The organism is Butyrivibrio sp. XB500-5 (assembly GCF_003625505.1).
GTDB lineage: Bacteria > Bacillota > Clostridia > Lachnospirales > Lachnospiraceae > Butyrivibrio.
Genome location: NZ_RAIS01000002.1, coordinates 1 through 12,946, shown reverse-complemented (window position 1 = coordinate 12,946; position 12,946 = coordinate 1). Strand labels below are relative to the sequence as shown.

At 41.7% G+C, this 12,946-nt stretch carries 14 protein-coding genes and 1 tRNA gene; all 15 read left to right on the top strand.

Going from position 1 to position 12,946, the window contains the following annotated elements; all coding sequences use genetic code 11:
• Positions 1-12 precede the first annotated feature (12 nt).
• A complete protein-coding gene (locus D6856_RS04800; RefSeq protein WP_120685991.1) occupies positions 13-1,986 on the top strand; it encodes a tyrosine-type recombinase/integrase in 1,974 nt (657 codons plus the stop codon).
• Positions 1,961-3,460: a tyrosine-type recombinase/integrase gene (locus tag D6856_RS04795; protein WP_120685990.1), complete on the top strand. Its 1,500-nt coding sequence runs from the start codon at positions 1,961-1,963 to the stop codon at positions 3,458-3,460. The genes D6856_RS04800 and D6856_RS04795 overlap by 26 nt, the downstream gene beginning before the upstream one ends.
• Entirely contained in the window at positions 3,447-3,848 is a 402-nt protein-coding gene (locus D6856_RS04790; protein WP_120685989.1) for a DUF6262 family protein, read from the top strand. Before D6856_RS04795 ends, D6856_RS04790 begins: the two co-directional genes overlap by 14 nt.
• Before the next feature lie 61 nt (positions 3,849-3,909).
• A complete protein-coding gene (locus D6856_RS04785; RefSeq protein ID WP_120685988.1) occupies positions 3,910-4,047 on the top strand; it encodes a Flp1 family type IVb pilin in 138 nt (45 codons plus the stop codon).
• A 94-nt stretch (positions 4,048-4,141) separates the two neighbouring features.
• A complete protein-coding gene (locus tag D6856_RS04780; RefSeq protein WP_120685987.1) occupies positions 4,142-5,470 on the top strand; it encodes a DUF5702 domain-containing protein in 1,329 nt (442 codons plus the stop codon).
• A complete protein-coding gene (locus D6856_RS04775) occupies positions 5,460-6,365 on the top strand; it encodes a TadE/TadG family type IV pilus assembly protein (protein WP_120685986.1) in 906 nt (301 codons plus the stop codon). The genes D6856_RS04780 and D6856_RS04775 overlap by 11 nt, the downstream gene beginning before the upstream one ends.
• A 3-nt stretch (positions 6,366-6,368) precedes the next feature.
• Positions 6,369-6,800, top strand: coding sequence for a prepilin peptidase (locus D6856_RS04770; protein ID WP_120685985.1), 432 nt, complete (start codon positions 6,369-6,371; stop codon positions 6,798-6,800).
• A complete protein-coding gene (locus D6856_RS04765) occupies positions 6,787-7,242 on the top strand; it encodes a pilus assembly protein (RefSeq protein ID WP_120685984.1) in 456 nt (151 codons plus the stop codon). The genes D6856_RS04770 and D6856_RS04765 overlap by 14 nt, the downstream gene beginning before the upstream one ends.
• Complete coding sequence (locus D6856_RS04760) at positions 7,242-8,609, top strand: DUF6382 domain-containing protein (protein WP_120685983.1); 1,368 nt, start codon at positions 7,242-7,244, stop codon at positions 8,607-8,609. Before D6856_RS04765 ends, D6856_RS04760 begins: the two co-directional genes overlap by 1 nt.
• Before the next feature lie 57 nt (positions 8,610-8,666).
• A complete protein-coding gene (locus D6856_RS04755) occupies positions 8,667-9,674 on the top strand; it encodes an SCP2 sterol-binding domain-containing protein (RefSeq protein ID WP_120685982.1) in 1,008 nt (335 codons plus the stop codon).
• Positions 9,675-9,711: 37 nt separating this feature from the next.
• Positions 9,712-10,368 carry a rhomboid family intramembrane serine protease gene (locus D6856_RS04750; protein WP_120685981.1) on the top strand — a complete coding sequence of 219 codons (657 nt, stop codon included), beginning with the start codon at positions 9,712-9,714 and terminating at the stop codon, positions 10,366-10,368.
• Positions 10,368-10,775 carry an HIT family protein gene (locus tag D6856_RS04745; protein WP_092244922.1) on the top strand — a complete coding sequence of 136 codons (408 nt, stop codon included), beginning with the start codon at positions 10,368-10,370 and terminating at the stop codon, positions 10,773-10,775. Before D6856_RS04750 ends, D6856_RS04745 begins: the two co-directional genes overlap by 1 nt.
• 12 nt (positions 10,776-10,787) lie before the next feature.
• Positions 10,788-11,630, top strand: a complete 843-nt coding sequence (locus tag D6856_RS04740) for a fumarate hydratase (RefSeq protein WP_120685980.1) — start codon at positions 10,788-10,790, stop codon at positions 11,628-11,630.
• Between the two features lie 72 nt (positions 11,631-11,702).
• Positions 11,703-12,260 carry a Fe-S-containing hydro-lyase gene (locus D6856_RS04735; protein ID WP_092244916.1) on the top strand — a complete coding sequence of 186 codons (558 nt, stop codon included), beginning with the start codon at positions 11,703-11,705 and terminating at the stop codon, positions 12,258-12,260.
• 100 nt (positions 12,261-12,360) lie between these two features.
• Positions 12,361-12,448: transfer RNA gene (locus D6856_RS04730), tRNA-Ser, on the top strand.
• Positions 12,449-12,946: the final 498 nt, after the last annotated feature.

Here is a 12,946-nt window from a genome sequence, read left to right as displayed (position 1 = left end):
GGGGACTTTTTTATGACATCATCTGCGCTTCTGTCATTCCCGCAATGGGACGGACAGGAAGAACTGAATAGGCAAATGGATAAATGCCCTACTGTAACAGGTAGGCAGCGTCATTTTGTTGAGGAGTTTCTTATCCAAGAGGGAGTATATGATCTTTCGGAGATATCTGAACAGATTATGCAGCATTATAGAATGCGCGTATGTAATGCGGATAACCTATCATGCAACCAAAAGCAGAAGTATCTTAATTCTTTGGAACCGTTTATTATGTATCATCTCATGGATGATTACCCGATCATCCGTGAAAGTATCATAAATAATGATAATCTTAACCGCGCTATAAGAAATAAAATAGGCACATTTCTTATGCAAAACGGTGTGAAGGATGTCGGGAGTATTGATTATGAGCTGAGAGAGCGGTTTGAACAGTATATGATAACGACCATCGCAGAGAAAAAAGCTGCGGAATATGTAAAAAGCCTGGACAAACTGAAACTTGGGGAGATCCTACAGGAGAAAGAAGCAAAGCCCTTTGTTCATCAGGAACTGAAATACGATGGGAAGAAACTATTCCTTTCCTATCATCCAGATTATGATATCGCAATGAGTCTGTATTACTGGCAAGACAAGACGCAGTTGGTATATGACTTTCCTTCAGCGGCGTCAGAGACGATATGCCGTCAAATGATAGATATATTGAACTGGGTTTTCCGTGAACAGAAGCATCTTAAGATGCGGCACGACCTTTACCTTATGCCGCTTCATAGGTTTTTCCAATATTGTGTGGCTACCGGTGTTAAGGACATAGAACTTATGGAAGCTCAGGATATAATCGGATATCGCGCGAGTGTTACCGGACAAGTTGGAACTAAGGAGACTGAATACTTCCAAATAGTGAATACGATTCAGCGGTTTCTGTTCTGTAATGATGAAAAGCCTCGTTGGGAGGCTAATTCTTGGTTTCTTGAGAGGTTTGGATTTAAGTATGATCGTATGAATCCCGCGCGTCCCGTATCGCGACTTTCATTCTGGCAGATCTGCGACAGGGAGAACAGAGAACAGCTTAAAGGTTATGTTCAATATGAACTGGGGCTGACAAATATGGCAATAGAAAATATCCGTGCCCAGTATTATGGAGTTCGAGAATTCCTCATATTTTGTGATGATATGGGCTACAAGGTTGGAAATATTAGCAAGTCAATAATGGATTCGTATGCAGAATACTTGGATATGAGGGATAATCTGCCGCAATCATTTAATAAGAGTATTATATCTGTTTTCCGATTTTGGAATTATCTGTCGGTGGTTGAGAAAGCCGATAAGCCGCGCGTGACAGCTTCATATTATCTAAAAAAATGCAGAAATAAGCATCATGATCTGTCGATCCCGGAGCAGACAATTTCCAAGGTGGTTGTCGCTCTTGCCGATGCACCGGAACATCTGCGCCTTATGTATTTGAATCTTTGGTCTACGGGATGTCGTATAAATGAAATCTGTACTATCAAGGCGAATGCTTATCAAAGTGACGGAGAACGTGCATTTATGAGGGTTAATCAGTACAAAATGAAAAGGGAGAAGCTGATTCCCATTCCGATGGAGTTATATGCCGTTATGACAGAATATATCTGTCGCATTGGAAAACACGGAGAGGAATTTGTATTTACCAGGTGTGACGGAGTACGAGCCTATGATCCTGGCTATTTCAGCAAACAGATAAAAAAGATTCTTACAGCAAATGGTATAAGCAAAGATGAATACAATTTCCGGGCACATGGATATCGACACGGTGTAGGAACAAGGTTTTATGCCGCTGGTGTTGCAATACAGGCAATACGCGATTATTTGGGGCATAGAACTGAGGAAATGACCAAGCAATACATTGATTATACTGGGAAGCGCGTTAGGGATGCCAGTTATGAGTATTTTGAAAATATAGGACGAAAGGACGGGACGGACAGACATGATCATAAAGATTCGGGATCTTGATTGTTATAAAAATGCGACAAAAGAACAACGGGAGCATAGGTTAGTCAGGCCAGATCGTGGATTTGATCTATCCAAGCTGGGTAATGAAGTAATTCAAGCCGAGATGGAAGAGTTTATACGCCACCGTGGGCAGATCCTATCTTTAAGCAGCATACGAACTGAATTGGGAAATTATAACCAGTTCTGTCGTGCTATGAAAGATACATTTCCGAAGATGGCGTCTATAAAAGCTATGGATTACGAGGAATTGGAGCGTGGGTGTAGGAAATGGCTTATGAAGAAAGGGTTTAGATATAGTCACATGAGAAAACGAGTTGATAGCGAAAGAGAGAGTCGTGCAGTAGCTCCGCTTATAGCGTATATTCGAGTAATCTATGAGTATTTTCACATGTCAGAAGATGCCGGTGGATTTGAATGTGATATCTGGATTATTGATCAGTTGGGTATAACGATTGATTTGAACCCAGTGCATAAGATAAAGAGTATTTCTTTTAAGAGAATTGAACAGCTTGAGATTCGCGGAGAAATAAAGCAGGTGATGAAACTCCACTTAAGAGAAAAGACTTTAGGTACGGTCTGCGCAGAAATGACTGCCGTAGGACGGTTTGCAGAGTGGCTGGCAGAGAATCATCCGGAAATAGATACCCTTTCGGTTCTTAACCGTTTTATTATAGAAGAATACCTTTTACACACGAATTTGGAAGCGACCGGCAGGAAAGACTATTCTAAGGACTTGTCCCATCTTAAGAGCGTGCTTCGGTCAGCATCTATGATACTGAATGCACCTGTTCTTGATAATCTGTTCCTTAACACTGATACAGGTAGGAAGCCCGAAACCATCTATAAATCATATAGTGATGACGAGATTAGGCGCTTGAATAATGCGATAATCGCGGAAGTTGAAGAACAAATGGCACGCGCTTTACTTGTTCATCAATTGCTTGGAACGCGCATATCGGAGGCTTTGACGATTACGCGCGATAGTATAAAAAAGAGCGCTCGTGGGACAGATATGATCAATATTTATCAGATTAAAACACATAAATCATACTCAAAGATATTAAGCCCAGATGTGGCAGCCTTGCTGATACGGTCAATGGAATATACGAGAGAGCGCTTTGGAGATCGGGAGTACATCTTCGTAAATGATCGAAATCCGGAGGAACCGATGCAATATCGCCGGGTACAGTACGCGCTGAATAAGATCATTATAAAAAATGACTTGCGCGATGATCAGGGTGAGCGTTTTACGGTAGGTACACATTTGATGAGGCATACATACGCACGAAAACTGACGGAGCTGCATATTGATGATATGACGATTGCGAAGTTGTTGGGGCAATCCGGCACGGATAGCCTTAAGTATTACCGCAAAATGAGTCCTGAGACGCTTTATAACGAAACAAAGGATGTGTTGGATCAGGTTAATTCGGAGATATCAAGTATCTTGGAGGAGTGGAATGGGAAAAGATGAGAAGATATTTAGTCGGATGGTTGAGACAAATCGAATCCGAAATATCGAAAAGGAAAGATTGGCTATTGCGGCAATAAGGAAAATGATTACTGACAACATTGAAGTCACTATCGCCGGTCTGATGGAGCAAACGGGGTTGTCGAGATCTTTCTTCTATAATAATGAATCTGTTCATGAGGAACTAACAAGAGCTAAGAAGCTACAGCAGGGCAAAGATTTTAATGCACCTAAACGCAGGGTAATGGATAAAGCAATGGCGGGCAGGCTTCATATTTTGGAGGAACAGCTTGCAAAGCGTAATGAAGAATGCGCACAGCTTCGGGAAGAAAACGCAAAGATGAAAGGTATCATATCTGCCGGCAATTTCCAAGCATATCAGAATCTGTGAGCAGATAACACCGTAATTACAATACAAAACACAATGTATTTTGTGTAATGCACCTTGAAAATTGAATATTCCAAAGCAGTCAGTACAGATTTTGGTTGTTCTTATCGGACTTGTAATTGTATTTAAACAGCAGATTGCCGGAATTGTTGAAGATGTATTTAAGTCTATCAAAGAAGATACACATATCATCACAGGTTAAAGGATACTCAACGGTATTCTTATCACTGTCAATAACAATCATCTTGTCACTTATTTTGGCGCTCTACCAGGGCGCCAGGATAGGTGCGGTGAAGATGAAGACCGAATGTGTGGCGGATGTTTCCATGAATTCGATTCTGGCAGAGTACAACAGGGAATTGTTCGACAGATTTTCATTACTGATGGTCGAGACGTCATACGGTAGCGGTAATCATTCAATAACGAATACCGAGGAACACTTAAAAAACTATGCTCAAAAGAACTTTTCGAGAAGTCTGGAAGGCAAGGTGAGAAATGCACAGACAATGACTTCGATTTATTGCAAAGATGCAAGAATAAGCGGAACATCCTACGCAACTGACAACGCAGGAGCGGTTCTTAACAGACAGATTCTCGCTTATATGAAAGCAGAACCTATAGAACATGCACTGTTTGAAGCACAGGAAAACAAAAGACAGCTTGAAGAAGCGGGATTTGATACAACCGATGTCGAGGAGATGGCAAGAGCTAACCAAGAGGAAATTGATTCCATAGAGCTTCCTACGATCATTAATGAGGATGGTGAAGAAGAGGAGGTCAGCCTTGCAAATCCGGCCGATGAAGTTAATTCGCAAAAAGGTGTGGGCGTTCTTAATCTGGCAGCAGGCGGAAGATATGAAATATCGGAGGCGTATGCCAATATAAATGAATACAGTTCCCATAGATCCAAGAATAAAGGAACAGGCTTGAATGACAGATGCGAATTATCTGTCATGGATAAAATTCTCCTTGAACAATATTACTTTGAAAAGTGTGGAAGATACGGAAATGAGCTTGATGAATCTCTTTTAAAATATCAGCTTGAGTATCTTTGCTACGGGGAAAACTCTGATTGGAAAAATCTTGAAAAGATGGCAGAAACGCTTCTTTTTTGGAGAGAGGCTTCTAATCTTGCGTATATTCTCACAAGCTCAAGCAAGGTCAGTGCCGCGGAAACTGCTGCCACAGCACTCACAGCGGTTTTAATGGTGCCTGAATTGGAGGAGCCTGTAAAGTATTCGATTCTTTTTGCCTGGTCTTTTGCAGAGAGTATTTCCGACATATCAATACTTTTGGGAGGCGGACGCGTTCCGTTGTTTAAAAGCGATGATACATGGCAGCTTGGATTCTGGGAAATGCTTGGATTTAGAAACAACCTGGGAAAAGGAGACTGTGGCTCAGGTCTTTATTATAAAGATTACTTAAGGATCAGATTGCTTATGACCGGTCATGAAGAAAAGACAAAAAGGCTTATGGACATAATTGAAATGGATATAAGACTTACGCCGGGAAACGATTCTTTTATGATAGACCATTGTTTGGATACGTTTTGCGGGGAAATAACCGTGGGGACATCATACGGATATGAAACCAAGATAGAAAGGATTTACGGATATGAAGAATAGTCCGGGAGCGGATAAAGGCACTTCTTTTAAGTTAGAAGCTTTTTACAAAATAATAAAACGATCGTTTTTCCGGGCGACAGGAAGGAAAGAAGTGTCTCTAACCGCTTCCATGACTGTGGAGTCTTCGATCGCGTTGCCGCTTTTTATTTTCTTTTTTGCAAATATTCTGGTGATGTTCAATATCATCAAGGTGCAAACGGATCTTGAAGCTGCGCTTCATCAAGCTGGAAACAGGATATGTCTTATCTCATATGATGAGAAGGAGGCGGCACAGACCATTGTTAAAGATACAGGAGCTATAGATTTTGCGACGGGTGTTGCTTCAATTTTTTATGCAAAAGAGCTTGTTCATGAGTATCTTGGCGAGGGGATAGATAAGAGCTGCGTTACAGACGGTTTCTCCGGAATGTCTTTTAGAAATTCCCGAATAATGGCCGGTAACGATATCGTGGATATCGTTGTAGATTACAAGGTCCATCCGCTTATATCGCTGATAGGCTTCAAGGAGTTTCCTGTTGAAGGAAGATATTACGGACATGCGTGGACTGGCTACGACATAACCGGTGAAGGGGGAAGCGAACGGTCCGAAGAGGAGATGGTTTATGTCACTGAACACGGAGAGGTTTATCACAGAAATATAAATTGTAAACATCTTAAGCTAAACGTTCATACCATAAATTATGAGTCCGTCAAAAACGCCAGGAACGCGGACAGAGGAAAATATTATGCGTGCGAATACTGCGCAAAAAGAATCTCGGCGGGAAGCGTATTTATAACAGATTACGGAGACAGGTATCACAGCAGCGTATCTTGTCCGGGACTTAAGAGAAAGATTTACACGATCCCTATCTCGGAAGTCGGTGGAAGGAGACCGTGTAGCAGCTGTGGGAGGTAAGAAATGGTTATTTATATATTGATGTTATTTGCTATGCTGGCGCTTTCTGTGCAGGACATAAAAAGAAAAGAGATTTCCGCAAAACTGTTGATAATAGGAATGATTATTTCGGTAATAGGAGCTTTGATCGGGGTTCTTATAGATAATATGAGCCTTTATGATATCGCGCTTTCTCTTTTACCGGGAGCTTTATTGCTTTTGTTATCTTTTGTGACGAGGCAGCAGATAGGTTACGGAGATGGGCTTGTTGCGCTGATCTTGGGACCTGCGCTTGGAATAGAAATATTGATCATAGGGTTGTTGATCGCATTTTTTGGAAGCGGAGTTTTTTCGATGATTCTTGTTTTCGTAAAAAAAGCTAAGAGAAAAAGCAGAATTCCTTTTGTGCCTTTTATAACTCTGGGAACGGCGGTGGCTTACTTTGCGAAAATTTAAAGGATATATGACACTTGAAGCTTCTTTGGTCGTTCCGATGATAATCTGTGTTTTTGCACTTTTAATCTATTTTTCCTACTACCTTTACGGAAGATGCATTTTATCACAGGATACTTATATTCTGGCTTTCAGGGCTTCAATTTCTTCTGAAGATGCCGTGAGTGTAGTCTCAGAGAAAGAGGAGAGAGTGCTTGGGAGGAAGTATTTCGGAGCAAATAAGCCTGTCATCAGTGTCAGCACAAACGGAAAAGAAGTAAGGGTTTCCGGAAAAACGACGGTAAGAAGCAGGGCAATGGGAAGCTATTTCTTAATGCCCAAGAGCGGATGGGACTACGAAGCGGCAGGAAAAGCAAGAAAGCTGGAACAGATAGAGCATATCAGAATGGTTAAACGAGTAAAAGATATTGGAGAGAACCTACTAAACAGGAAGGATAAATCATAATGGAACATAGATATTACAGGGATTTAAAGCATAGCTATGCAATAGTAGATGTAAAAGAGGATGAGAATACTCCCGGATATAGATACCAACTTAAAGTTTTGGAAGGGAAACGAGTAAAAAAGCTTCTCCCTTGTAGTCTACGACAGATAAATGATGACAGTTTTTTGTATTACGACGTAACTTCCATGATGAGCTTGGAAGACAGATTTTCGGTTAAGAAAATGAATTATGAGCAGGCCAGAGCTCTTTTGACAGATATGAAAAATATGCTTGAGAGCATGTCGGAATTTCTGTTGGGAGAAGAGGGAATAATATTCGAGGTTGGTAGTGTATTTACCGGATTGTCATCGAATGAATTTGGATTTATGTTCTTTCCTTATTCGGATGAAAACCCCGGATTCGCTGAATTCTGCGAGGAATTGCTAGAGTATGTTGATTATGAAGATGACAGGGCTTCGGCGCTCATCTATGAACTTTGTGAAAGAGCAAAAGAAGAAGGGGCGATGATTCTTTCAGTTATTGACGACGTACTTGGAATTGATCCGGAAACCGACAAAGGAGAAGCTGTTGAAGAGGTTAAAGAAACATATGAAGAAGACGCCTTCGATTACACATATGAAGAACAGGAGGAGGTTCCGGAACCTGCTGTCCGCAGCAGAATGAAGATGAGTAAAGAAGTGCTTGGAGGAAAAACGCAGCTTCTTTTTTCACTCCTTTTTGCGTGCGTGATAGGAGCGGTAACGTATATAAGAATGAATTTCATCCTGTCGGAGGAGGAGAATCTTTTGTCCATGGGAGTCATGCTTGTGTCGGGAATTACAGGAGTTGTGGCTTTTATATCGGGAACAAGAGGGATAAGAAAAGCAAAAGAGGAGTACAGAAACGGAAAAAAGCACGAGAGCCGAGATGATTATTCTGATGATTACGATGATGAGGATTATGCATATGAAGACGTATACAGGAGCCCCATTAAGATAACATCTTCTTTTAAGACAGAGGATTCCATAGTAAAAAATGATGAGCGAGTAAGCAAGAATGGCGATGAGACGATGGTCCTTGAGTGCGATGAAGATGAGAATATGACTCTTTACAGCAGAAACCTTGATAAAACCGTAAGGATAAGCCTTGATAAGTTGCCGGTTGTCATAGGAAAAATGGAAGGCTGCGTGGATAAGATAATAAGCGATATGAGCGTTTCCAGGATACACTGTAAGTTCGTAAATGACGGGAAAAGGGTAGCTATTATGGATCTAGGTTCAACCAATGGTACCTTCAAAAACGGCGTCAGACTTTCTCCAAAGGAAAAGAATTATATAGAAGAAGGAGATGAGATAAAAATCGGAAGAGTATGTTTTGATTGCAGATAGATTCTATCATCACCGCATTATATGATATAATACCCTTAACCGGTTGGAGGGGTTCTCATGAAGATTAATATCTATTACGGCGGAAGAGGGATAATTGACGATCCCACTTTGTGCGTAATCTCACAGATCACTACAGTTTTAAATGAGCTTAATGTCAAGGTTCAGCAGTACAATCTATATGAGCAGAGAAACGGTATCACAGCGCTGCCCAACACTCTTAAAGATGCGGATGGTGTTATCCTTGCGTCAACAGTGGAGTGGTACGGTGTCGGCGGATACATGATGCAGTTTCTTGATGCATGCTGGCTTTACGGCGATAAGGATAAGATAAAGAGCATATACATGGCACCTGTTGTAATGTCGACAACTCACGGAGAACGCGAGGGAATGATGAGTCTTTCGTCTGCGTGGGAGATGCTTGGCGGAATGGTATGTGACGGAATCTGCGGCTATATAGCCGATACGACGAGACTCGAGAACAGCTCTGAATACACCAAGGTGATCGAGAAGAAAACAGAGAACTTTTACAGGATGATAAACCAGAAGATTCCTGTTCTTCCCGCAAGCAATCAGGCTGTTATCAATAAAGTATCGATAGCAAAGAGCATGGATCTTACTCCGCAGGAATCAGAGCAACTCTCTGAGTACGCATCCGATGATAAGTTTGTTCGCAAGCAGAAAGAGGATCTTCAAGAGCTTGCAAGCATATTCAGAGATAAGATGGGAGATGATTCGACATCGGGAAGTTCTGATGAATATGTTAAGATCCTTAAAAAGGCATTTACTCCCGTTGCGGGAATCAGCGCCAAGTTTAAAGTTGCATTCCTTGATAACGCCAAGCTTAAGCCGGTTGTCATTGATGTAGATAACAGCAAGTGTGACTTCAGGACAGGTGACGAAGGAGATTGTGATGTTGTAATAACATCCGATCAGAAGGTTTTCGAGGAGATCTTGGACGGAAGAATAACCTTCCAGAGAGCATTCATGGACGGAAGTGTTAAGATGAAAGGCGACTTCAAGCTTCTTAGAAGCATGGATCAGCTTTTTGCGCTTAAATCCGAGTGACGCAGACAATATATTTAGAAATAAGTAATCGGTAATTATGGAAGATACACAGAACAGAGATTTTAATAACGTCGATGATTTTTGGAACAAGCAGTCACAGATTTATAAGACTGCTTATGTCAGCATAGCGATTCTTGCACTTAATGTTTTGGTGTTTATAGCGTGCCTTGCTAATACCTCGATATATGATATAGGTATAATGGCAACTGATTGGATTCTTTCTCGCGGAGAATGGTATAGATTTATAACATCTATGTTTCTCCATGCGGATCTTAATCATCTTTTTTCCAATATGCTAATGCTTGTTTTGGCCGGAGGAATTGTTGAAAAGCACGCCGGACACCTGTATTATGGGATTATGTTTTTTGCATCGGGCATTGTAGGCAATGTGCTTAGCATGATGTATGAGATCGTAGGACACATAGTCAGATATTCACTTGGAGCAAGCGGCGGTACAATGGGCATTGTCGGATATCTTGCTTTTTGGATATTTGCCAATAAAAAAGGCATATTAAAAAACAGAAATCTTCTATTTAGAATAGTGTTTCTTACTATATTTATTATCGATTCCTGTTTTTTCCAGGAAGGAGCCAACACAGTTGCCCATCTTGGCGGTTTTATAACGGGATTTATCATGGGATACATTAATATAGTTATCATGAATAACAATAAAGATATGGAGGGATTGGCATAATGAGTGATTGCATCTTTTGCAAGATTGCAAACGGAGAGATTCCGAGTAATACAATATATGAGGATGATGATTTCAGAGTGATTCTTGATCTGGGTCCTGCGACTAAGGGACATGCGCTCGTTCTTCCCAAGAAGCACTATGCGGATCTTTTTGAGATTCCCGAAGAGACTGTGGCAGGAGCTGCCAAAGTTGCCAAGAAGGTTGCCGGAATCATGAAAGAGAAGCTTGGATGCGACGGACTTAACCTTGTTCAGAACAATGGAGAAACCGCAGGTCAGACCGTTATGCATTTCCATCTTCACATCATTCCCAGATATAAAGACGACGGACAGCATATTTTGTGGAAACCCACCAGTCCTTCTCCGGAAGAACTTGTTGAGATCAAGAATATTATTACCAATGCTTAATGGGAGTTTGTAATGCGCGAGATAGATGTTTCTGAAATAACCAAAGCTGTTAAGGGTATGTGCATCAGTGCCAATTACACTCTTTCAGATGATATGAAAAAGGCTCTTCTTTCAGCCAAAGACAAGGAGGAGTCAGAGCTTGGAAAACAGATTTTTGCCCAGCTGATGGAGAATCTGGAAATAGCGGAAAACGATGATATTCCGATCTGTCAGGATACAGGAATGGCAGTTTTCTTTTTTAAGATAGGACAGGATGTGCACTTTGTAGGCGGTGACCTTTCGGATGCCATAAACGAAGGCGTAAGACAGGGCTATACAGAAGGATATCTTAGAAAATCCGTTGTGGGAGACCCTCTTATAAGAAAGAACACAGGCGATAACACTCCTGCTGTTGTTCATTATGATATAGTTCCGGGAGACAAAGTGGTTATCACTTGCGCACCCAAGGGCTTTGGAAGCGAGAATATGAGCAAAGTATACATGCTTAAGCCTGCGGATGGAGAGGAAGGTGTCAAGAACGCTGTTGTACAGGCAGTCAAAGATGCAGGCCCCAACGCGTGTCCGCCTATGGTTGTCGGAGTCGGAGTCGGAGGAACGTTCGAGAAGTGTGCCGAGATGGCAAAAGAGGCGCTTACACGTCCTGTGGGCGAGCACTCTGATAAAGAGCATATTAAGGCGATGGAAGAGGAGATCCTTGATAGGATCAATAAGACCGGTATAGGTCCTGCGGGACTTGGCGGAAGGATGACGGCTCTTGCGGTCAACATCAACAGCTATGCGACACATATCGCGGGACTTCCTGTTGCGGTCAATATCTGTTGTCACGTAAACAGACATGTCACCGTTACCGTGTGATGTGTTATATCTTCCAAAAACGAAACATATTCTTAATATGTAATAAGTACGATTATGTGAGAAGGACTAAAGATGAACAAAGAGATACAAGCGCCTATAGAATCGGCAGTAGCAAAAGAGCTTCGTGCGGGCGATATGGTATATATTACAGGAACTATTTACACGGCAAGAGATGCCGCGCACAAGAGAATGGATGAGGCGCTTTCAAATGGTGAAGAGCTTCCTATAGATATGAAGGGAAACCTCATATATTATATGGGACCGTCTCCGGCAAGAGAGGGTAGACCCATAGGATCTGCCGGCCCTACAACGGCAAGCAGAATGGACAAGTACGCACCCAGACTACTTGATCTGGGACTTGGCGGAATGATCGGAAAAGGAAAAAGATCTAAGGAAGTAATAGATGCCATGGTTCGTAACGGTGCAGTTTACTTTGCTGCAATTGGAGGAGCAGGAGCACTTTTATCCAAGGCTATAACAGAGTCAGAAGTTGTTGCATACGATGACCTTGGAACAGAAGCCATAAGGAAACTTAAGGTGGAACGCTTCCCTGCGATTGTTGTAATTGATTCACAGGGCAACAACTTATATGAGACAGCCGATAAATTGTATAACAAAGAAAAACAATAAAAGAATTGACAAAGCCTGAGCGGCTTTGTATAATTACATTTGCGTCTTGGCTGTTTGGCCAAGAGAATTCAAACCATATTTGGTAGAGGGATTCAGGCATGGAGAAATACTCAAGTGGCTGAAGAGGCGCCCCTGCTAAGGGTGTAGACCGTTCACGCGGTGCGCGGGTTCAAATCCCGCTTTCTCCGTTTTAGCTCTCAAGGATTTATAACCTTGGGAGTTTTCTTATATAATAAGATAAGAGATAGATAATAAGTTTAAGGAGCCTAAGGGCTCCTTTTTTATGTGGTATTTGCGTCGTAAGAGCGCAAAATAGTCCGATGATAATAGAATAAACGCATTCGGGAAGGCATCGAAAGCGCTGAAATTGTAGTTGCAGACTGCTTTTAACACAATATATAGTGGCCAAAATAATTTTTGAAAAATTCTGAAAAAAGGTGTTGCATTCGGGTATTCCCTTTGCTATAATAACTTTTGCCCGCTCGAGAGAGGGGCCGGAAACCGCAGAACAGCGCGGGTTTCGAAAAAAGTTTTAAAAAAGTTCTTGACAGTGACAAGCTCCTGTGATATTCTAAATGAGTTGCGGCGCTAAGCTGCAAGAACACAAGCACCTTGACAAATAAACAGTAATGCAACCCTGAAAAATTCCAAGAGAATAATTCAGAACAAATTAGTAAATTAACGGA